The sequence below is a fragment of the Pseudomonas sp. 1L-C-7-B-C1 genome, assembly GCF_057291635.1.
Window position 1 is genome coordinate 34,926 of sequence record NZ_JBXAWH010000006.1, and the last position, 20,918, is coordinate 55,843.

Below are 20,918 nucleotides of genomic sequence, written 5' to 3' on the forward strand. Positions count from 1 at the left end.
TGTAAGCCCCAAGCTTCAAGCTGTAAGAAAAAGCCGATCGGAGTGCGCGCTTCTAGCTTGTCGCTTGCCGCTAAAAGCTTGCCGCTGGGCGGTTCACCGCCCCAGATACACCTCAATCACCCGTTCATCCGCCTGCACGTCTTCCAGTGATCCCTCCGCCAGCACGCTGCCCTGGTGCAGCACGGTGACGTGGTCGGCGATGGTGCCGACGAAGCCCATGTCGTGCTCGACCACCATCAGCGAGTGCTTGCCGGCCAGGCGCTTGAACAGCTCGGCGGTGAATTCGGTTTCGGCGTCGGTCATGCCGGCGACGGGCTCGTCGAGCAGCAGCAGTTGCGGGTCCTGGACCAGCAACATGCCGATCTCCAGAAACTGCTTCTGACCGTGGGACAACAGCCCGGCGGGGCGCGACATCGATGAAGTCAGGCGAATGGTTTCCAGCACCTCGTCGATGCGGTCGCGCTGTTCGCCGTTGAGCTTCGCCCGCAGGCTGGCCCATACCGATTTGTCGGTCTTCTGCGCCAGCTCCAGATTCTCGAACACGCTCAGGGCTTCGAACACCGTGGGCTTCTGAAACTTGCGGCCGATCCCGGCCTGGGCGATCTGCACTTCGCTCATCTTGGTCAGGTCGAGGGTTTCGCCGAACCAGGCCTTGCCGTGACTGGGGCGGGTCTTGCCGGTGATCACGTCCATCAGCGTGGTCTTGCCCGCGCCATTGGGGCCGATGATGCAACGCAGCTCGCCGACACGGATGTACAGATTCAGATCGTTGAGGGCCTTGAAGCCATCGAAACTGACGCTGATGTCTTCCAGCGTGAGGATCGTGCCGTGCAGCGTGTTCAGCCCTTTGCCAGCCACCTGACCGAGACCGATGGCGTCGCGGCTGGTGCCGGCATCGCTGTTCGGGTCGAGCACTGGATCGAATGCGGGCGTCGGAGTGCTTTTCATTGGTCGCCCCTTTTCTTGATCAGGCCGATCACGCCTTTGGGCAGGTACAGCGTCACTACGATGAACAGCGCGCCGAGGAAGAACAGCCAGTATTCAGGGAAGGCCACGGTGAACCAGCTCTTCATGCCATTGACCACACCGGCGCCGAGCAGTGGGCCGATCAGCGTGCCGCGACCGCCCAGGGCGACCCAGACGGCCGCTTCAATGGAGTTGGTCGGCGACATTTCGCTGGGGTTGATGATGCCCACCTGCGGCACGTACAACGCCCCGGCCAAGCCGCACAACACCGCGCTCAACACCCACACGAACAGCTTGAAGCCGCGCGGGTCGTAGCCGCAGAACATCAGGCGGTTTTCCGCATCGCGCACGGCGGTCAACACACGACCGAACTTGCTGCACGCCAGACGCCAGCCGACGAACAGACTGCCCGCGAGCAACGCGACCGTGAGCAGAAACAACACCGCGCGGGTGCCCTGGGAGGTGATGCTGAAACCCAGAATGCTGCGAAAGTTGGTGAAACCGTTATTGCCGCCAAAGCCGGTTTCGTTGCGGAAGAACAGCAGCATGCCGGCGAAGGTCAGGGCCTGGGTCATGATCGAGAAATACACGCCCTTGATCCGCGAGCGGAAGGCGAAGAAGCCGAACACCAGCGCCAGCAACCCCGGCGCCAGCACCACCAGGCACATGGCCCAGAGGAAATGCTGCGTGCCGACCCAGTACCACGGCAGTTCGGTCCACGACAGAAAGGTCATGAACGCCGGCAGGCTATCGCCCGACGCCTCACGCATCAGGTACATGCCCATCGCGTAGCCGCCCAGGGCGAAGAACAGTCCGTGGCCCAGGGACAGCAGACCGGCGTAACCCCAGACCAGGTCCAGTGCCAGCGCAACGATCGCGTAGCAGAGGATTTTGCCTACCAGGGTCAGCGTGTAAGCCGAGACTTGCAGACTGTTGCTTTCAGGCAGCAGGGAAAGCAGCGGCAAAGCGATCAGCAGGGCGAGAATCACCACGCCGACCGCGACCGTAACGTGGGTGCCGGCGCGTTGCGCGGCAGTGACCATCAGTGGCTGATTCATCAGTCGATCACCCGTCCTTTGAGTGCGAAGAGGCCTTGCGGACGTTTCTGAATAAACAGAATGATCAGCGCCAGGATCAGGATCTTGCCCAGTACGGCGCCGATCTGCGGTTCGAGAATCTTGTTGGCGATGCCCAGCCCGAAGGCCGCCGTGACGCTGCCGGCCAGTTGACCGACGCCGCCGAGCACGACCACCAGGAAGGAGTCGATGATGTAGCTCTGGCCCAGGTCAGGACCGACGTTACCGATCTGGCTCAGCGCCACGCCACCCAGCCCGGCGATACCAGAGCCGAGCCCGAAGGCCATCATGTCGATACGCCCGGTGGGCACGCCGCAGCAGGCGGCCATGTTGCGGTTCTGGGTCACGGCGCGCACGTTCAGGCCCAAGCGGGTTTTGTTCAGCAGCAGCCAGGTCAGCACAACGACGAACAGCGCAAAGGCGATGATGACGATGCGGTTCCAGGGCAGCACGAGATTGGGCAGCACTTGAATGCCCCCCGACAACCATTCCGGGTTCGCCACTTCGACGTTCTGCGCGCCGAACACCACGCGAATCAGCTGGATCAGCATCAGGCTGATGCCCCACGTCGCCAGCAGGGTTTCCAGCGGGCGACCGTACAAGTGGCGAATGACCGTGCGTTCCAGTGCCATGCCGATGCAGGCGGTGACGAAAAACGCGATCGGCAGCGCCACCAGCGGATAAAACTCAAGGGCGCCGGGGGCGTACCGCTGGAACATCATCTGCACGACGTAGGTGGCGTAGGCGCCAAGCATCAGCATCTCGCCGTGGGCCATGTTGATCACGCCGAGCAGGCCGAAGGTGATCGCCAGTCCCAGCGCCGCCAGCAGCAGAATCGACCCGAGCGACAGGCCGGCGAAGGCTTGCCCGAGGATCTCGCCGAACATCAATTTGCGTTTGACCTGAGCCAGACTCGTCTCCGCCGCCAGACGCACGCTGGGGTCAGTTTCGACGTTGGGTTCGAGCAGGGTTTCGAGACGGGTGCGGGCCAGCGGATCGCCGGTTTCACCGAGCAGGCGCACCGCGGCGAGGCGCACGGTGGGGCTGACGTCGACCAGCTGCAGATTGGCCAGCGCCAGGTTCAGCGCCGAGTGAACGCTGTCGTCCTGCTCGCTCGCCACTTGTTGCACCAGCAAGGGCAACTGTGCCGGGCGGGCGCTTTTCTGCAGGACTTGCGCGGCCGCCAGGCGAACCTTGGGGTCGGCAGCGAGCAGTTGATGGCTGGCGAGCGCAGTGTTGATCAGGCCGCGAAGACGGTTGTTCAGGCTGATGGCCTGGGGTGTATCTGGGTTGGGCGCATCGGCCAGCGCGGGGGCGTCAGGGTCGACGGCGATGAAACTGTCGCCGTTCTGGATGAACGCCCGGTTGCTGCTGTCGGCAGCAACGCGGCCATCCTGCAGGGCAACCAGTAATTCAACGCGCGCCGGATCAGGCCTAGCGGCCCAGCTTTCCAGCAGTTGGGCGCGCGCGGAGGAGTCGGCCGCGACAAAGTCGCCGGCATCGCTGGAGTGGGCGGCGAAGGGCAGCCACAGGCACAGCGCGAGAATGAGGTGGTGGAAGTATCTGGGCATATCGAGTCCTGGGAGCACCCGCATGACGTAACGTCAGACGGGGAACCTGTAGGAGTGAGCTTGCTCGCGATGGCGGTATGCCAGCGGACATCATCGTCACAGGCTGATCGCAATCGCGAGCGAGCTCACTCCTACAGGGATAGGTTCAGCCGGAACATTTCAGCCGACCGTTTACCCTGTGTCGCTTAGTTGCTCTTCACCGCATAGTCAGGCTTCTTGTCGTTGCCCGGAATGAACGGACTCCACGGCTGGGCGCGAATCGGCTCTTTGGTCTGCCAGACCACGTTGAACTGACCGTCGGCCTTGATTTCGCCGATCATCACCGGCTTGTGCAGGTGGTGGTTGGTCTTGTCCATGGTCAGGGTGAAGCCCGACGGCGCGGCGAAGGTCTGGCCGGCCATGGCTTCGCGGACTTTATCCACATCGGTGGACTTGGCTTTCTCGACCGCTTGCGCCCACATGTGGATACCCACGTACGTGGCTTCCATCGGGTCGTTCGTCACGGCCTTGTCGGCGTTCGGCAGGTTGTGCGCCTTGGCGTAGGCCTTCCAGTCGGCGACGAACTTGGTGTTGACGGGGTTCTTCACCGATTCGAAGTAGTTCCACGCCGCCAGGTTGCCTACCAGCGGTTTGGTGTCGACGCCGCGCAGTTCTTCTTCGCCGACCGAGAACGCCACCACCGGTACGTCGGTGGCTTTCAGGCCCTGATTGCCCAGCTCTTTGTAGAACGGCACGTTGGAGTCGCCGTTGACCGTGGAGATCACCGCCGTCTTGCCGCCTGCCGCGAACTTCTTGATGTTCGACACGATGGTCTGGTAATCGCTGTGACCGAACGGGGTGTAGACCTCTTCGATGTCCTTGTCCGCGACACCTTTGGAGTGCAGGAACGAGCGCAGAATCTTGTTGGTGGTGCGTGGATAGACGTAGTCGGTGCCCAGCAGGAAGAAGCGCTTGGCCGCGCCGCCGTCTTCGCTCATCAGGTATTCAACCGCAGGAATGGCCTGCTGGTTAGGCGCAGCACCGGTGTAGAACACGTTCGGCGACATCTCTTCGCCTTCGTACTGCACCGGGTAGAACAGCAAGCCGTTCAGCTCTTCAAAGACCGGCAATACCGACTTGCGCGACACCGAGGTCCAGCAGCCGAACACCACGGCGACCTTGTCCTGAGTCAGCAACTGACGCCCTTTCTCCGCAAACAACGGCCAGTTCGACGCCGGGTCGACCACCACAGGCTCAAGCATCTTGCCGTTGACGCCGCCCTTGGCGTTGATTTCATCGATGGTCATCAGCGCCATGTCCTTGAGCGAGGTCTCGGAGATGGCCATGGTGCCGGACAAAGAATGCAGAATGCCGACCTTGATGGTCTCGGCCGCCTGAGCGGTCCAGGTCAAACCCATCGCTGCGATCGATGCAGACAAAGTGAACGCTTTCAGCAAACTACGACGCTTCATTGGCTAGCTCCATTCTTTGATTTTTTTAGATGACGGCTGTTGGCGGTGCAGAGTTGAGTCTGCTTAGGCTTTAGCAAACGCTGGGCCAAAGCTGCCTACGTCGCGAAATGGAATGAAAACGTCGCCTGCAACGGGCGCCGCGCACCAACGTGGATCGGTGTACGGCGGCTGGTGCGTCCTGCGCGCTCAAGTGGTGCGACACCGTTCGGTGCCGCGGGGTGGGGGGTTGAGGCACCCGGATAACGCGGCTATCTCACGAACAGCTCGCGCTCCCCGGTAAATAGATCAAAGGTTTCGTACACCATCGTGTCCGGCGCGGTGAAGTAGGCGAATGCCTGTCCGTTCACTTCGTGTAATGCCCTGAGTTGCAGGCGAGTGCCGGGCGGGATAGCGACGTGGTCGGCGAGAAAGCCCGAGAACATGTTCTTCTTCGGTACAGACGGCGCAAAGATCAGAAACACTGGATGCGTATTGCTCGGTGCCTGGTCCGTCACGAATGCGTCGAGGCTCCATCGCACGGCATTTCCCCGGCTGATGGAAGCCGACTGCACCCCTGCGTCGACAAATACTGCACCCAGCTCGCGGCGCAGCTGCTGCAGACCCTCGTCCGTGATGCGCGCGGCACGAAACGCATCGCCTTTCCAGGACCGCAGGCGGTAGAACTGGTTGAGAAACGCTTTCGTCTTGGGCGTTCGCGCTCCGCTTCTCAGGAGTTGGTTGATCTCAGCAGAACCGCCTTCTATGTAGTCCAACAAGTCGGGGTACAGCTCTGCTCGCGCTCGCTCGGCCAGGGCCAGGAACCGGGGTTCATCAAGGGATGGCTCAACGAGGGTGATGCCTTCAGACGGGAACGGCCATCCGGTGAGCAACAGCCTCAGCTCACGCCGGGCCTGTCGATCGGCCTGCGGGCTCAGGCGAGCGAACGGCTGCGAAAGTTTCCTCCAGCTACCGGCGCTTGATCGCACGACGTACTCGTCTTCATGGATCAGCAGCGCGGGGTCCCGAGGATGGAGGCGATACAGGCGAGACCGTCCGAACAGGTTGAAGCGTCGACTCACGTAACCCGTTTCGGAACCGAGGGTAATCTCGGTGAATTTATTCGGGTCCAGCCGCGTGATCATGCCGGACTCGGCAAAGTAGGGCGCTCCGGCGGGGGACATCAGATAGCCGATCTGCACCTGTCCACCGCGTCCGGTGCGACGGACCAAATGCGGACGTTTTATCATCCCCAGTTGACGGCCCTTCAAGGCCGCACCACCTGCCCTGCCGAGACCCGCCGTCAGCAAATAACCGGCGGCGTCGAGGAATTCCTGTGCGGCACCGTCCCAGTCATTTTCGTTCACTTTCTGAAAGCCGCTCCAGGCATTCGCCAGTCCCATTCCGAGGGCGAGGGGAATCATGATCGGGGCGGGCAACAGCAACAGCGACACGCTCACGGCCATGTCGAAGTTTTGCCAGCGGGACCCGCCATCGCCGGGCGGGGTCAGCAGCGATTTCGCCTGCTCTTTCAATTGGCGGATCCTGACGGCGAAATACTCGTCCAACAGATCGCCCTTCTGCGGCACAAACACCACGGGGTGCGTCAAGTGGGACGGAACGGGAACCGGCCCCGGCAGCGACGTCAGTACGTCAGGGAGACGCCAGTGCTTGAGCCACTCCTCATAATCGAGCATCTGCCGAGCCTGGCGCCTGTCCGACAGGGGCAGCAGCCTCGCCATGTAGGATTTGTACGTGTCGTGTTCCAGAAAAGTCTGTGTGAGGTGGAACATGCTATTGAAGGCGCGGAACACCACGTTATCTGGCGCATTGAGGGTGCAAAGGGCCAGAGGCCCCTTGTCGAATCTGCCGGCCGGGGCAATCAGCATGACGTCCGGGATCTTGACCCCACCGATGTGCAGTAATCGTACTTCGATGCTGACCCCGTCCACCTTCTGACGCTGCTCCGAATCGGGGCCGTCCAGTGCCGCTTTGATCCAGCGCAGACGATTCTCGGGAAATCCGTTGAGCTGACTCTCCCTATACGCCATGCCCAGTCGTGCCAACAGCAACTCGCGGTGCTGTTGCTTCAACTGCACAGCGTACTCGGAGTGATCAAGGTGTTCGGCAAGGTAGTCATCCAGCCGCTTTGGAATCTCGATTCGCGCCAGTAGTTCTTTCACGAACGCCTCTGAGAGTCCCGGTATCGCTACACCGTGTTCGTCTGCAACCCGCAACTCGCTGGCATCCTGAGCTGTCGCCCGCAGCGTGTTGTCGTGGGCCAGTGCGTGCAGCGAGAAGGTCTGCGAGTGAGTCTCGGTTTCCAGCACAGTGATAGGGTAAAAGCGCGCCGGGATGGGCTGGTGGAACATCGCCTTTACCAGAATCTGTCGGGGCGACAGTTGAATGTTTTTCTCTGCCAGTGCGGCGGTGACCGTTGCATCGACGTATGCGGTGATGACGTGGGCGCTGTCAGCTTGCGGCGTGTTGAAGTGGTCCAGGCTGATGCGCCGAATGGACTGGATAGACTGAGCGTAAGCCGTCGCATCGCGGGTCCATTCGACCTGCTGCTCCTCACTCATTTTTCCCCACCAGTCGGGCATCTGTTCGCGGACCACATCACAGTCCAGCTGTTGCTCGATGCGGTGGTTATCGAACAGTTGATCCGATGCCATCAAGTCTAGAATGAGGCGCTGAAAGGACGGTGGATTGAGACTCAGGGACTGAGCGATGTTCACCGCGTGATCGAAATCTGCCTTCTGTTTGATGACCTGCGACGTCAGCAGCAGGCTCATGAAATTATTGCCCAGCTTTTGCAAGCCCCAGCGTATAGGGGGCTGCTCACTGTCAGGATTGGGAAGCGCCATTGCGACAACGTCGTCCAGCCTGAGATGGCCCAGCAATTGGCGGCGTTGAGTTGTGTCGGCAAGCCGACGGGTGAGGGTGTCGGTGAGCTGATGCACTGAATCGAAACGTTCCAGACTGCCAGCAGGGGTGTAAAGAACGACCTCGCCGACTGACTCGTCGTCGGTTGCCGGCACCTGATCGGTGCGTTGCTCGGTGATCACAAATGCCCCGGTCAGGGGAAAAAGCGCAGTAGAGCTCGTCCCCAGCCACAGGTTGAACACGTCGTGTTTCTGCAGGGGATCAGCCGAGGTGTCCATGCCGTAATCCAGTGTGGCATTGAGCATGCTGAACAGATGCGGACGAAACTCGGCTTTTTCGACCCGCATCTGGCCTTCCAGCCTGAGCAGTTTGACCCGGTCCGCGAGGAAGTCCTCACGCCGCGTTTTTCCGGAGGGCTGAACCTCTGCCCAGTGATCCGAGAGTGTTTGTTTATAGCGATCGGGCAGATCTTGCGCGACGGCGGCATAAAGAGCAGCCAGTGCGTCGCGGTCCAGCCCGCCAATGGGGGACGTTTCAGGCGAAGGAAACTCACTGGTGTAGAGCCCGGCGGACACGATGTTCTGCCATCGAAAGAACCCGGTGAAGTGCGCTGTCAGGCTGGCAAGCAGCGGGCTGTGGGTGGTGACTTCCGTGACGCCGGGTTCGATGCTTCGCTCCTGGCAGACAAGCCATGCACTGGCGTAATCAAACGCGAGCTCGGGGTGGCTCAGGCGAAGGCAGTCAGTGAGCGTCTGCTCCAGGGCCTGGTTGAAATCGGGAAGGGTGTAAATCGTCAAGGCAGAGCTGTCGACGTCGAGCAGGGGTGTAGCGGTAACGTTCGTGGAATTCATGGCGCCTGTTCATATACATGAGGGATGACTCGCAGAACCGACGGGTTCGGCGACTCGTTTCATGTAGTCAAGGCGTGAGGCGTGCGTCTGTAGGTGGGGACAGCTCTGGACGTGAAGGAAACGCAACCAGGCAGGTAGGATTTTTCGCGGAGGAGGTGGGCATCTAATGAACAGAAAAAATAGGTGCGGAACCTGAAACCCGAAATGAGGAGGAATTCATCACTAAACCACCCAAAGAGGGTTCCAGGCCCCGCGAGACGCAATCTAAGCTGTTGTCGCTGTTTTGGCAAAGCGCGAACGCACTATTCGATCGAGCAGCCACACCGCCAGCATTGAAACGCCCACCAGCGGAAACGCGAGGCCCAGCAGGATCATCACTACTGTTGCGGTTTTCCAGCGTGGCAGGTCATGACGCAGGGGCGGAACGCCGAAGCCGTTTTGCGGGCGACGCTTCCACCAGATCACGATCCCGCTTACCGAACTCAACAGCACCATCAGGCAGATGAACAGAATCAGCAGCTGGTTTACCCAGCCGTACATCTTGCCTTCGTGCAGCATCACGCCCAGTTCGGTGGCTTTGGACACCGTGCTGTAATCGCTGTAACGCACATCTGCCAGCACCTTGCCGGTGTACTGATCCACATGCAGCGTGGCGTCGTTGCGCGGGTCATCAGCGAACACGGAAACGGTGAACACGCCGTCAGCCGTTTTCGGTTGGGTGATGCTGTAGCCCGGTTCGACATTGCGCGCCCTGGCGATGTCCACCACTTGCTGAAGGGAAATGCCCGGCGCCGCAGGAGCGCTGGACATGTGCGCGTGATTCATGTGCTCGGCGTGATCCCCCGACGACACCGGCATCGGCGTGTTTTCCACGGCCCACGGAACCGTTTGCGCGCTGGCACTGTTCAAGGCGCCAGCCTGTTTGTCCGACGTGGGCACGTCATTCCACATGGCCGGCGGAAAAGTGTTCCAGACATCGGCGTAGACCTTTCCCCACATGCCGGTCCAGGTCATGCCGCTCAGCAGCATGAACAGCAGCGCCATCGACCCCCAGAATCCGGTCACCGCGTGCAGGTCACGCCAGAGAATGCGACCTCGCGCGCTGACGCGAGGCCAGAGCACGCCGGCCGGTGATCGACCTCGCGGCCACCACAGATACACACCTGAAACCACCAACACGATGCCCCAGCCGGCGGCCAGTTCCACCAGCCGATCGCCGACCGTGCCGATCATCAGTTCGCCGTGCAGTTCGCGCGCGATGGCTTGCAGGTTTTGCTTTGCGTCCTGAGTGCCAAGCACCGTGCCGCTGTACGGATCGATGAACACGTTCACCTCGCGGCCGTCATTGTTGACCACGAACTGCGCGCTGCCCTCGGCATTCAGCGGCGGCAGGTATTTGCTCACCTGGGCCTGCGGATAAGCCGTCAGCACGCGCTTTTGCAGGTCGTCGGCACTGAGTGAGTGGTGAGCGGGTTTGACCGTCAGCAGGTCGCTGTACATCAGCGCGTCAAGCTGCGGCTTGAACAAGTAGATGATCCCGGTGACCGCCAGCAGGATCATGAATGGCGCGACGAACAGGCCGGCATAGAAATGCCATCGCCACGCCAGGTTGTAGAAAGACACATTCGGTTTGGACATGGTGCAACGCTCCCGTCAGGGAAAACACGGCGCAACCCGCGGACGGCCATAAAGCCGTCAGCGGGTGCGATTAAATTTGGTATTCAGGCGACTGACGAGAAGGGCGGTGCGCGACTGCGGGCGTTAAGGAAGACGCTGCGCCGGGCGTGGCCGAGTTGGGTGGCCTCGTTGTAGAATTCGGCGGGTCTCGGCGGGACAGGCGCCAAGACGGCCACGGTTTTGGTCAGCGCCGGGCAGCTGAACAGCAGCGTGCAATACCCGCACTTTGCCCAGATGATGTGATCGACGCCTGCGTTCTGCTCGACCTTGGCATGGCCGCTGTGCTCACCCGCGCCCATCTCCAGGTCCATCGACGCCGACATGTCCATTTCGCCGTGCATCGACATCGACATGGATGCCGACGCAGGCATCGCCATGCCGCTGTGATGCTCCATGGGCATGGATTGCGAGATCAGCGGGCCGATAAAGATCATCAGCATGGCGAACAGGCTCAGCCAGGCGCCCTGCGGATGACGAGGGGCGGGGGCGGATCTGGCGCGGATCGCGGGCAGGCGGTTCAAGGTGGGCGGTGTCGGTCTTCGGCGGGTCAGTGGGCGTGGGCCGGAGCGGCAGCATCGGGTGGCTGTTTCAGTACCACAACGTCGACGGTGAGGTCGCCCGCTTTTTGAAAATGCAGGGTCAGCGGGAAGGTCTGGCCGTCGATAAGTCGGCTGCGGTCTTTTAGGTCCAGCAACATGACGTGATAGGCCATGGGCGCGAATGTCACGGTGCCCCCGGCAGGGACATCCACCGTCTCCACGTGCTGCATCTTCATCAGTCCATTCTGATTGATGTGCTCGTGCAACTGGGCGGCACCGGCGATGGGGCTGTCGACCGCTTCCAGCCTATCGGTGTCAGGGCCGCTGTTGGTGATCACAAAATAGGCCGCGACGGTGGGCGCGTTGGGCGGCAATGCCATGGACCATGGTTGCGCAACACGCAGTTGCCCCTTGGCGTAATCCTGGGCTTCAACGCAAGCGGCTGGCAGCGCAAGGGCGATCAGCAGGAAGATTTTGTTCAGCATCTACGCAGGTCTCCGGGTTCATTCAGGTACGCGACGGCACGATCGGGACATCAGACCTTGGGCGATGCGTGAGGATTACGGTCAGGCCAGTGCTGACGTGGTGCCGCGCGCAGCACCAGCACCGCGACAGGGAAACGCACCGGCTCGACCAGGGCGAACAGTCCGAAACCGATGCGAGTCGGCACTGCAACCAGTGGCGTGGCGTGTGTGCAGCAGGCGCAGTGCTGCATGAATGCGATGTCGGGGTGATGGGGCGTTTGTCTGTCGATGACTTCAACGGGCGTAATGGCCAGTCGCGACGCAGCGCCAGTGCAGGCGCTTCCCCAGACCAGCCGCTCACCCTCGGGGCGCGGCATGGTGGGCGTCATCGGCATCGCCAGCACGCCGAACAGCAACGTGAAACAGGCCACCCAGGCAAAGGCCCGGCGCCGCTTCTGCGTGATGATTTGATCTTGTTGTTTTTTCATGTCGGCCATTTAGCCTGATCGGCCGCCAGATGTAAAAACCCCGCCCGCGACGTTATGTCGCGCGGCGGGTTTGGTTCAGGAAGGGTTCAGGCGGTAGAGTCAGACCGATCCGCAAACCCAGACGATTTTCACGGTATCTTCGACCCGCGTCAGCCCACGTCCCGCAACGCATCCAGCACCTCACCCACACTCCAGAACGCCCGATCCACCTCCGGCAACACCGGCCGCTTCAATACCAACACCGGCATCCCGCGCTCCCGCGCCACTTCCAGCTTCGGCTCGGTCGCGGTGCTTCCGCTGTTCTTGCTGATGAGGACGTCGATGTTGCGAGTCTCGAACAGCTCGCGCTCATCCTCCAGGCGGAAAGGCCCGCGGGCGCCGATCACTTCACAGCGTTCATTGCCGGGGTAAATGTCCAGGGCCCGTAGCGTCCAGAACTGATGGGGTGGAATCTCGTGCAGATGCTGCAAAGGTTCGCGGCCCAAGGTGAACAGGGGGCGCTGAAAGGGAGCGAGGGCGGCGATCAATTCTGCCCAGTCAGCGACTTCGCGCCAGTCATCGTCCGGCCCTGCCTGCCACGCCGGGCGACGCAATGCCCAGCAGGGGACACCGGTCATCTTTGAAGCAGCCACTGCGTTCTGGCTGATCTGCGCAGCGTAAGGGTGAGTCGCATCCAGGATCAGATCGATGCCTGTCTGCTGTACGAAGTTTGCCAACCCCTGAGCGCCGCCGAACCCGCCGACACGGACTTCACAGCGCAAGTCGGTGGGCACGCGGCCCACGCCTGCCAGGCTGTAAATATGCTGAGGGCCAAGTGTGCGGGCGATCGCCAGTGCTTCGGTGACGCCGCCGAGCAACAACACGCGTTTTATGGTGTGTGGTTTCAAATGAAGCCTCCCGCGTGGCCGACGATCCCGCCCTGTCGGTCGATGGCAAAGACCTCGACCTGAACCTGTGTCGGCACCACGCTGCGGGCGAAATTCAGCGCGTGCTGACACACCGCATCACCCAGCGCGATGCCGGCGGCCGAGGCCATGGCCAGCGCTTGCTGACTGGTATTGGCCCCGCAAATGCGTTGTTGCAGCTCGGCGTCCGCGCCCACATCGGCGGCCCATCGCGCGAGCTGAACCAGATCGATACTGGAATGGCGGCTGTGCAGGTCCATGTGGCCCGCCGCCAGCTTGCTGATCTTGCCAAAGCCGCCGCAGACGCTGAGCCGCTCCACCGGGGTTTTGCGCAGGTGCTTGAGCACGGCGCCGACAAAATCCCCCATCTCGATCAGTGCGATGTCGGGGATTTGATACACCCGACGCATCGTGTCTTCGCTGGCGTTGCCGGTGCAGGCGGCGATGTGCTGGTAACCGTTGGTGCGCGCGACATCGATGCCCTGGTGGATGGACGCGATGTACGCCGCGCAGGAGAAGGGCCGGACGATGCCGCTGGTGCCCAGAATCGACAGGCCGCCGAGAATCCCCAGCCGCGGGTTCATCGTTTTCAGCGCCAGCTCGCTGCCGTTTTCGACGCAGACCGTCACTTCAAACCCGCCCCCGTAGCCGACCTCTTGCGCCAGTTGCGTGAGGTGTTCGGCCATCATCCTGCGCGGCACCGGATTGATCGCCGGCTCGCCAACACCCAGCACCAGACCCGGTCGGGTGACGGTACCGACGCCTTCGCCCGCCACAAAGCGCACGCCGGGCTCCGGGATCAGCCTGACCTGGGCAGACACCAGCGCGCCGTGGGTCACGTCCGGATCGTCCCCGGCATCCTTGAGCGTGCCGGCCTCGGCGCCGCCCGCAATCAGGCGGCAGAATTCCAGGCGCATCTGCACGCACTTGCCTTTGGGCAGCGTGATTTCGATCGCATCGTTGGTTTCGCCGGCCAGCAACAGGCGCGCAGCAGCGAGGGACGTCGCCGTTGCGCAACTGCCGGTGGTCAAGCCGCTGCGCAATGGCGCGGGTTGTTCGGCGGTTTCGTCGCGCATCAGGGTTTGATCACTTCGAGCAGGGTGATCGGCAGCGCCTGACGCCAGGTGTCGAACTCGCCCAGCGGCTTGGCGTGGGCCAGATGAATGCGGGTCAGTTCGCCGCCGTATTGCTCGCGCCAGTTCACCAGCATCGCCTCGCTTTGCAGCGTGACGGCATTGGCCACCAGTCGACCGCCCGAGCGCAGGTTTTGCCAGCAGGCGCGCAGCACACCTTCGCGGGTGACGCCGCCGCCGATGAAGATCGCGTCAGGTTGCTCAAGGCCCTCAAGCGCATCCGGCGCACGTCCGCGAATTAATTGCAGGCCGGGCACCCCCAGCGCATCCCGGTTGAATTCGATCAAGTGCTGCCGGCTCTCATCTGCCTCGACAGCGATGGCGCGGCAGGTCGGGTGCGCGCGCATCCACTCGATGCCGATGGAACCGCAGCCTGCGCCCACGTCCCACAGCAATTCACCGGGAATGGGGGCGAGGCGGGCCAGGGTAATCGCGCGCACGTCGCGCTTGGTCAACTGGCCGTCATGCCGAAACGCCTCGTCCGGCAGACCGCCCAGCGGAGAGAGGCGCAGTGCATCAGGCTGTGCGCGGCACTCGATGGCGACCAGATTCAGCGCCGCGATGTCGGTGGCGTTCCACTCACCCGCACTGCCCTCGATCTGTCGCTCGGCGCTGCCGCCCAAGTGTTCGAGGACGATCATGGGGCTCGGACCAAAACCGCGTTCCTTGAGCTGCGCCGCGATGGCCGCCGGGCTCGAACCGTCGTTGCTCAGCACCAGCAGGCGCAGGCCATGCTGCAAGTGGGCGTTCAGCGCGGCGACGGGGCGGGCGACCACCGACAGCGTCACCACGTCCTGCAACGCCCAACCCAGGCGCGCCGCCGCCAACGAATAGGAAGAGGGCGCGGGAATTACCCGCATCTCAGCGAGGGGGACGTGTTTCGACAGGCTTGCGCCGACGCCGAACAACATGGGATCGCCGCTGGCCAGCACGCAGACCGGGGCGCCGCGCTGTTCCAGCACCGGGCTCAGGGAAAACGGGCTCGGCCACTGGCGCTGCTCGGCCTGGATGCACGGCGGCAGCAAGGCCAGCTGCCGTGCGCCGCCGAACACCTGCCGCGCCTGCAACAGCGCGTGCCGAGCGTTTCGGCCCAGACCTTTATAGCCGTCCTCACCGATTCCCACGACTGTCAGCCACGGTGACATGAATTGCCCTCAACCAAATACGTGCGACAGGCCTGTCATATCGGCCTGTGAAAGTGGCCGGCATGATACCGCGCTGGCGGGCCCGGTTCGTATGGCTTTATGAATCCGACAGACCGTCTTTTCATGCCCGCCGCCAAAGCAGGCATAATACGGCCCCTGTAACTTTTCGTTTCTCTACGCGTCCGCCCGTTCGCACCAGGTGACCCATTGACCGAGCCGTTGTCCGCTCGCCTATCCGCTACGCCCCTTCGCCCCTCGGCTTGTCCGGGGTTGCTGCGTATCGTCCCGGCGCTGGATGGCGGGATCTGCCGGATCAAGCTGCCGGGCGGGGTGCTTTCAGCGGATCAGGCGCTGGCCGTGGCAAGTGCCGCCGAGGGGTTCGCAGGTGGCGTGATCGAGGCGACCAATCGCGGCAATCTGCAGATTCGCGGCATCGGCGCCGACCACGACGGGCTGATTGCCAGCCTGCTCGATGCCGGTCTGGGGCCGAGCAATCCCGTCAGTGACGACGTGCGCAACCTGATGCTCAGCCCCACCGCAGGCCTCGATCCGCAGCAGCTGCTGGATGTGCGTCCGCTGGCCGGGCAAATCCTGCATTCTCTTGAGCACCACCCGCGTTTCCATGAACTGTCGCCCAAGTTCGCGCTGTCGCTGGACGGCGGCGAGGGCTTGGCGATGCTTGAGCATCCCCATGATCTCTGGCTGTCCGCGTTGCAGGTCGACGGCCAGACGCTGCTGGGATTTGGGCTGGCGGGCTGTTCGGCCACCGAGTCGCCGGTGGCTGCGGTGGCGCCGGATGCAGCGCACGCGTTGGTCGTTGCGGTACTGGAAACATTCCTGGCTCTCGCTCGCCCCGATCAGGCACGCATGCGGGACTTGCTGAAAGAAGTAACCGTTGCGCAATTCATCGAACACGTTGCCGGGCATTTGCCGCAGCGACTGGTGATTGATCGAAAAGTAACCAACTGGCGGCGCGCGCCTGCACGGTCTTTTGCGCACATCGGCACCTATTCCCAGGCATCAGCCGGCATCGTGGCTGTAGGCGCGGGCGTGCCGTTGGGGCGTCTGCGGCCTTCCATGTTGCGTGAAGCCGCCCGATTGGCGACTGCGTTTGGCGACGGTCAGTTGTGCATGACACCGTGGCAAAGCCTGATGCTGCGAAATGTCCCGACAGCCAAGTCGGCAGCCGTGATGGATGGCTTGAGCAACGCGGGCTTGCTCGTCGATGCTGCTCAGTCGCTGACAAAAATTGTCGCCTGCACCGGCTCCGCTGCCTGCGCTAAAGGGCTGGCCGACACCAAGGCCGACGGGCTGCGTCTGGCGACGTTGCTGCAAGAAAACGCCATCAGCCGCGCGGTACATCTGTCCGGCTGCGCGCGTTCATGCGCTGCTGCGCACGTGATGCCGGTGACCCTGCTGGCAGCGTCGCCCGGTCGTTACGACCTTTATTTTCGTCATGCAGGAATGTCCGGGTTCGGCGATCTGCATGCACGTGACCTCACTATTGAAGCAGTCGGCGCGTTGTTGACCGCCGACTCACGGAGCAACACCCATGATTGATTACATCCGCGACGGCCAGGAGATCTACCGCAACTCCTTCGCGATCATTCGTGCCGAAGCCCGGCTCGACTCCATCCCGGCCGACCTGGAAAAACTCGCTGTACGGGTGATTCATGCCTGCGGCATGGTCGATGCAGTGGAAGGCCTGCGCTTTTCGCCCGGTGCAGGCACGGCAGGCCGCCGCGCGCTGGCCGCCGGTGCGCCGATTCTGTGTGATGCGCACATGGTGGCCGAAGGGGTCACGCGCACGCGGCTGCCCGCCAACAACCAGGTGATCTGCACCCTGAAAAACGAACGCGTGCCCGAGATGGCCCGTGAGCTGGGCAACACCCGCTCGGCGGCGGCGCTGGAGCTCTGGCGCCCGCACCTGGAAGGGGCGGTTGTGGTGATCGGCAACGCACCGACTGCGCTGTTCTATCTGCTGGAAATGCTCGACGCCGGCGCGCCGAAACCTGCGCTGATCCTGGGTTTCCCGGTGGGTTTCGTCGGCGCCGCTGAATCCAAGGACATGCTCGCTGCCGACAGTCGCGGCGTGCCTTACGTGATCATGCAGGGCCGTCGCGGTGGCAGCGCCATGGCTGCCGCGGCGGTCAACTCACTCGCCACGGAGATCGAATGATGGCACCACGCGGTCGTCTGATTGGCTTGGGCGTGGGGCCGGGTGATCCGGAACTCATTACCGTCAAGGCGCTGCGCCTGCTGCGAGAGTCGCCGGTGGTCGCGTACTTCGTCGCCAAGGGCAAGAAGGGCAACGCGTTCGGCATCATCGAAGGCCATTTGCAGCAGGCTCAGACGCTGATGCCGCTGGTGTACCCGGTGACCACCGAGGCGTTGCCGGTTCACATGTCTTACGAGCAAGTGATCAGCGATTTCTACGACCGCAGCAGCGCCGAAGTGGCGGCGCATCTGGACGCCGGACGCGACGTGGCTGTGATCTGCGAAGGCGACCCGATGTTCTATGGGTCCTACATGTATTTGCACGATCGTCTCGCCAATCACTACGACGCCGAAGTCATCCCGGGCGTCTGTTCGATGCTCGGCGGCGCGTCGGTGCTGGGCGCGCCGCTGGTGTACCGCAATCAAAGCCTGTCGGTGCTGTCCGGTGTGTTGTCTGCCGACGAGCTGAAACGCAAGCTTCAGGATGCCGACGCTGCGGTGATCATGAAACTGGGGCGCAACCTGCCGAAAGTGCGTCAGGTGCTGATTGAAACCGGCCTGGCGGATCGCGCGTTGTACGTCGAGCGCGCAACCATGGCCAATCAGAAGATCGTGCCGCTGGCCGAGGTTGACCCGATGTCGTCGCCCTATTTTTCTCTGATCATTGTCCCCGGCGAACGGTGGCAAGGCTGATGGGCACGACCAACATCAAGGCCCCGGCGATTGTCATTCTGGGCAAAGGCGCGCTGGCGACCGCGCAACGTATCCAGCAGATGTACCCCCAAGCGCTGATTTACGGGCTGGCCGGACGCGTCGAAGACGCCGACCGCAGCTACTCGGAATTTGGCGCGACGCTGCGCCAGCTGTATCAGCAAGACACGCCGATCATCGCGTTGTGCGCAGCGGGCATCGTCATTCGCACGCTGGCGCCGGTGCTGCTGGAAAAGGGCGTCGAGCCGCCGGTCCTGGCCGTCGCTGAAGATGGCAGCGCAGTCGTGCCGCTGCTGGGAGGACTGGGGGGCGTCAATGTGATGGCCCGGAAAATCGCGGCCGCGCTGAACACTGCAGCGGCTATCACCACCAGCGGCGAGTTGCGTTTCGGCACCTGCCTGCTCAATCCGCCTGCTGGCTATGCGTTGGGGGATCTGGAGCTGGGCAAGCGCTTTGTCAGCGACTTGCTGTCGGGTGAAAGCGTGCGCGTCGAGGGCGCGGCGCCGTGGTTGGCGCAAGCGCAGTTGCCTGAGGATGATCAGGCGCAGTTGGCGATCCACGTCGGCTATGCCGAGCGAGAACTCAGCGACCACGAATTGTTGATCTACCCACGCAACGTGCTGGTGGCGCTGAGCGGGGATCTGGCCGATTCCGGCGAGGCAGTGGCCGATGCCGTGAAAGCCGCGCTGCATGATTCGCGCATTGCCGTGCAGGCGCTGGGCTGCCTGCTGGCCAGCAAGGCCGAAATGGCCAATCCTTCGCTGCACGCGGCTGCCGAATCACTGGGCGTTGCGCTGCGTTTCACCGCCGGCGGTACTCCTGCGGAAATGACCCAGCAGGTATTGCCGCAGCTGTTGCCACCGCTCACCCCGGCGGCGGGCATCGCCATTGCCGTCGCGCCGCAACCTTTGGACATTTCACACATCGGCTTTGCACGGGGGCGGCTGGCGGTCATCGGCCTCGGCCCCGGCGCGACCGACTTCATGATTCCCGCCGTAAAGGCCGAGCTGGCGCGTGCCAACGATGTGCTCGGCTATGAGACGTACGTACGCATGGCCGGGCCGTTCCGCGCCGACCAAGTGCTGCACTGCACTGACAACCGCGAAGAAATGCTCCGCGCCCGGCATGCCTTCGAGCTGGCCGCTGAAGGCCGTTCGGTGGTGGTGGTTTCATCGGGCGACCCCGGCGTGTTCGCCATGGCTGCAGCGGTGCTGGAAGCGCTGCACGAATCGGATAATCCCGACTGGCACCGGGTGGACTTGCACATACTGCCGGGCGTGTCGGCATCGCTGGCAACCGCGGCGCTGGCCGGTGCCCCGTTGGGCCACGACTTCTGCGTCATGTCCCTGTCGGACAACCTCAAGCCCTGGGAGATCATCGAGAAGCGCCTGGATCTCGCCTGTCAGGCCGATCTGGCCCTGGCGTTCTACAACCCGATCTCGCGCGCCCGGCCCTGGCAGTTGGGGCGTGCCCTGGAAATCGTGCGCCAGCATCGCGGCCCGGAAACCCCGGTGACCCTGGGACGTGACGTGGGGCGGCCAGCGCAGACGTTGCGGGTCATCACCCTCGGCGAGCTGACGCCGGAGCACGTCGACATGCGCACGATGGTGCTGGTGGGGTCGTCGTTGACCTGCGTGTTCCCGCGCGCCAATGGTGAGTCGTGGGTCTACACGCCGCGTTGGTACGGCGCCAAGCCGACCTGAGCGACGGTTCGGTTGGCGCTGTGGGATTTGTCTCATAGCTGACGCAGGCCAATCAGCCAGTCGATGGCGAAACCGATCCAGCCGCTTGCAGAAGCGTCAGGCGGGAGGCGACTGTGCGCGTCGCCCGCTTCTGCAGCTTCCCATGGCGCCTTTCCTAACCCTTTGCTTTGATTGAATTTTGCTTCTCCAAGGCTTAGGGCACGGTGCAGCCGCTACGTATCAACACTTGTCTGAATGTGCCGAACCGTCTCCAGAACCACGGGTGGCGCGCCGGGAAATGTTCGTTAATCTCGGAGGTGTCCACGACGGACGTACCCACCAGTTAAAGGATTGACGAATGAAACACGAAACAAGCATGACCTCCGCTCAACGTAGCGCTTTCATCAACCATTGCGAGTTGGCCAACTGCACCCACTCGTTGATCGAGCACGTCTCGGCAATGGATGACCCGGTGCCACGCCTGCTGGAAGAACCGAGCCAGGCTGCAGTTGTAGGCAGCAACTTGTTGGCCTTCGCAGAAGGCGTTTCGCGGCAGAACAAAGAAGACGTCATGGACTCCCTTCTATTCGCGACGCTGGTCGCCAACAAAGCGTTCAACCCGGAGAAGCAAAGCGAGCAGTGGTACAAGCAGTACAACGATGTGTTGACGGCGCTGGGCTGGTTTTCCACCAACTGGAGGTACAGTCGCTATTACTCGACGCACCGTCGATTCAGCATGGAGCAAGCGGGGCTGGAGATCATCTCTTCCGCCATCGCAGCCGCGGCGCTGCCAGGTCCCGCGTCCGTCGCCATGTTGAAAGTCGCGGGTGATGCCGTGGCCGCGCTGAAGGCTCAGGAAAAACCGCTGCGAATTTTCGAGCGTCAGACCAAGACCCACCGTGGCGCGAATTTCCGCATCGGCGCCTGTTCCGAATCCAGCGACGGCACTGTCAATCTGGCAATGGGTGCGGTCAGTTTCTCCACCGATTCGGCGGTCACCAACGTCCTCTTCTGGGAATGGAACAGTGCTGAAGTCACCGCTTTCCGGGGTGAGAACCATCTGGTGCTGGACACACGCCTCTACGCGTCACTGCGTACACAGATCCGGCAGCGTTTGAACAAGAGCGCCTCCGCCGCCATCGAGGAATTCGAGATTTGATCAGTTGGCAGGAGGCGCTCG

General features: G+C 62.5%; 17 protein-coding genes. 5 read left to right on the forward strand and 12 right to left on the reverse strand.

Annotated elements, in window-relative coordinates:
• Positions 1 to 93 precede the first annotated feature (93 nt).
• The 12 genes from urtD to cbiE all read right to left on the reverse strand — a co-directional run bounded on the left by urtD (position 94) and on the right by cbiE (position 15,128).
• Entirely contained in the window at positions 94 to 948 is an 855-nt protein-coding gene (gene urtD, locus AC0Z8Z_RS11055) for an urea ABC transporter ATP-binding protein UrtD (protein WP_172610571.1), read from the reverse strand.
• Positions 945 to 2,024: an urea ABC transporter permease subunit UrtC gene (gene urtC, locus AC0Z8Z_RS11060; RefSeq protein ID WP_485619126.1), complete on the reverse strand. Its 1,080-nt coding sequence runs from the start codon at positions 2,022 to 2,024 to the stop codon at positions 945 to 947. The genes urtD and urtC overlap by 4 nt, the downstream gene beginning before the upstream one ends.
• The gene (gene urtB / locus AC0Z8Z_RS11065) at positions 2,024 to 3,613 is read right to left on the reverse strand and encodes an urea ABC transporter permease subunit UrtB (protein WP_485619127.1); all 1,590 of its coding nucleotides are present in this window, start codon (positions 3,611 to 3,613) and stop codon (positions 2,024 to 2,026) included. Before urtB ends, urtC begins: the two co-directional genes overlap by 1 nt.
• Before the next feature lie 185 nt (positions 3,614 to 3,798).
• Positions 3,799 to 5,064, reverse strand: a complete 1,266-nt coding sequence (gene urtA, locus AC0Z8Z_RS11070) for an urea ABC transporter substrate-binding protein (RefSeq protein WP_122533769.1) — start codon at positions 5,062 to 5,064, stop codon at positions 3,799 to 3,801.
• A 248-nt stretch (positions 5,065 to 5,312) separates the two neighbouring features.
• Entirely contained in the window at positions 5,313 to 8,777 is a 3,465-nt protein-coding gene (locus AC0Z8Z_RS11075) for a dermonecrotic toxin domain-containing protein (RefSeq protein WP_485619128.1), read from the reverse strand.
• Between the two features lie 264 nt (positions 8,778 to 9,041).
• Positions 9,042 to 10,415 carry a PepSY-associated TM helix domain-containing protein gene (locus tag AC0Z8Z_RS11080; protein WP_485619129.1) on the reverse strand — a complete coding sequence of 458 codons (1,374 nt, stop codon included), beginning with the start codon at positions 10,413 to 10,415 and terminating at the stop codon, positions 9,042 to 9,044.
• 83 nt (positions 10,416 to 10,498) lie between these two features.
• On the reverse strand, positions 10,499 to 10,966 hold the full coding sequence (locus tag AC0Z8Z_RS11085; RefSeq protein WP_485619274.1) for a DUF2946 domain-containing protein: 468 nt from the start codon (positions 10,964 to 10,966) through the stop codon (positions 10,499 to 10,501).
• Positions 10,967 to 11,001: 35 nt separating this feature from the next.
• Positions 11,002 to 11,478 carry a copper chaperone PCu(A)C gene (locus AC0Z8Z_RS11090; protein WP_485619130.1) on the reverse strand — a complete coding sequence of 159 codons (477 nt, stop codon included), beginning with the start codon at positions 11,476 to 11,478 and terminating at the stop codon, positions 11,002 to 11,004.
• Positions 11,479 to 11,528: 50 nt separating this feature from the next.
• Positions 11,529 to 11,945 carry a DUF2946 family protein gene (locus AC0Z8Z_RS11095; protein ID WP_485619132.1) on the reverse strand — a complete coding sequence of 139 codons (417 nt, stop codon included), beginning with the start codon at positions 11,943 to 11,945 and terminating at the stop codon, positions 11,529 to 11,531.
• A 149-nt stretch (positions 11,946 to 12,094) separates the two neighbouring features.
• Complete coding sequence (locus AC0Z8Z_RS11100; RefSeq protein WP_485619275.1) at positions 12,095 to 12,817, reverse strand: cobalt-precorrin-6A reductase; 723 nt, start codon at positions 12,815 to 12,817, stop codon at positions 12,095 to 12,097.
• A gap of 11 nt (positions 12,818 to 12,828) precedes the next feature.
• Positions 12,829 to 13,926 carry a cobalt-precorrin-5B (C(1))-methyltransferase gene (locus AC0Z8Z_RS11105; protein ID WP_485619133.1) on the reverse strand — a complete coding sequence of 366 codons (1,098 nt, stop codon included), beginning with the start codon at positions 13,924 to 13,926 and terminating at the stop codon, positions 12,829 to 12,831.
• Entirely contained in the window at positions 13,926 to 15,128 is a 1,203-nt protein-coding gene (gene cbiE / locus AC0Z8Z_RS11110) for a precorrin-6y C5,15-methyltransferase (decarboxylating) subunit CbiE (RefSeq protein WP_485619134.1), read from the reverse strand. Before cbiE ends, AC0Z8Z_RS11105 begins: the two co-directional genes overlap by 1 nt.
• Positions 15,129 to 15,335: 207 nt before the next feature.
• Between cbiE and cobG the strand changes: the two genes are divergently transcribed.
• From cobG to AC0Z8Z_RS11135, 5 genes are all read left to right on the forward strand, one after another.
• Positions 15,336 to 16,688, forward strand: coding sequence for a precorrin-3B synthase (gene cobG, locus AC0Z8Z_RS11115; protein ID WP_485619135.1), 1,353 nt, complete (start codon positions 15,336 to 15,338; stop codon positions 16,686 to 16,688).
• Positions 16,681 to 17,307: a precorrin-8X methylmutase gene (locus AC0Z8Z_RS11120; RefSeq protein WP_108119017.1), complete on the forward strand. Its 627-nt coding sequence runs from the start codon at positions 16,681 to 16,683 to the stop codon at positions 17,305 to 17,307. Before cobG ends, AC0Z8Z_RS11120 begins: the two co-directional genes overlap by 8 nt.
• Positions 17,304 to 18,038, forward strand: coding sequence for a precorrin-2 C(20)-methyltransferase (locus AC0Z8Z_RS11125; RefSeq protein ID WP_205484867.1), 735 nt, complete (start codon positions 17,304 to 17,306; stop codon positions 18,036 to 18,038). The genes AC0Z8Z_RS11120 and AC0Z8Z_RS11125 overlap by 4 nt, the downstream gene beginning before the upstream one ends.
• Complete coding sequence (gene cobJ / locus AC0Z8Z_RS11130; RefSeq protein ID WP_485619136.1) at positions 18,038 to 19,759, forward strand: precorrin-3B C(17)-methyltransferase; 1,722 nt, start codon at positions 18,038 to 18,040, stop codon at positions 19,757 to 19,759. Before AC0Z8Z_RS11125 ends, cobJ begins: the two co-directional genes overlap by 1 nt.
• Positions 19,760 to 20,096: 337 nt before the next feature.
• Positions 20,097 to 20,897, forward strand: coding sequence for a hypothetical protein (locus tag AC0Z8Z_RS11135; protein ID WP_485619137.1), 801 nt, complete (start codon positions 20,097 to 20,099; stop codon positions 20,895 to 20,897).
• The last annotated feature ends 21 nt before the right edge of the window (positions 20,898 to 20,918 follow it).

What these genes read in the sequence shown, in the direction of transcription:
- cbiE (WP_485619134.1), bottom strand. Translation starts at nt 15,128, where the DNA reads ATGTCACCGTGGCTGACAGTCGTGGGAATCGGTGAGGACGGCTATAAA.
- AC0Z8Z_RS11120 (WP_108119017.1), top strand. Translation starts at nt 16,681, where the DNA reads ATGATTGATTACATCCGCGACGGCCAGGAGATCTACCGCAACTCCTTC.
- urtD (WP_172610571.1), bottom strand. Translation starts at nt 948, where the DNA reads ATGAAAAGCACTCCGACGCCCGCATTCGATCCAGTGCTCGACCCGAAC.
- AC0Z8Z_RS11105 (WP_485619133.1), bottom strand. Translation starts at nt 13,926, where the DNA reads ATGCGCGACGAAACCGCCGAACAACCCGCGCCATTGCGCAGCGGCTTG.
- AC0Z8Z_RS11095 (WP_485619132.1), bottom strand. Translation starts at nt 11,945, where the DNA reads ATGAAAAAACAACAAGATCAAATCATCACGCAGAAGCGGCGCCGGGCC.
- urtA (WP_122533769.1), bottom strand. Translation starts at nt 5,064, where the DNA reads ATGAAGCGTCGTAGTTTGCTGAAAGCGTTCACTTTGTCTGCATCGATC.
- AC0Z8Z_RS11080 (WP_485619129.1), bottom strand. Translation starts at nt 10,415, where the DNA reads ATGTCCAAACCGAATGTGTCTTTCTACAACCTGGCGTGGCGATGGCAT.
- AC0Z8Z_RS11125 (WP_205484867.1), top strand. Translation starts at nt 17,304, where the DNA reads ATGATGGCACCACGCGGTCGTCTGATTGGCTTGGGCGTGGGGCCGGGT.
- AC0Z8Z_RS11090 (WP_485619130.1), bottom strand. Translation starts at nt 11,478, where the DNA reads ATGCTGAACAAAATCTTCCTGCTGATCGCCCTTGCGCTGCCAGCCGCT.
- AC0Z8Z_RS11075 (WP_485619128.1), bottom strand. Translation starts at nt 8,777, where the DNA reads ATGAATTCCACGAACGTTACCGCTACACCCCTGCTCGACGTCGACAGC.
- AC0Z8Z_RS11135 (WP_485619137.1), top strand. Translation starts at nt 20,097, where the DNA reads ATGAAACACGAAACAAGCATGACCTCCGCTCAACGTAGCGCTTTCATC.
- urtB (WP_485619127.1), bottom strand. Translation starts at nt 3,613, where the DNA reads ATGCCCAGATACTTCCACCACCTCATTCTCGCGCTGTGCCTGTGGCTG.
- cobJ (WP_485619136.1), top strand. Translation starts at nt 18,038, where the DNA reads ATGGGCACGACCAACATCAAGGCCCCGGCGATTGTCATTCTGGGCAAA.
- urtC (WP_485619126.1), bottom strand. Translation starts at nt 2,024, where the DNA reads ATGAATCAGCCACTGATGGTCACTGCCGCGCAACGCGCCGGCACCCAC.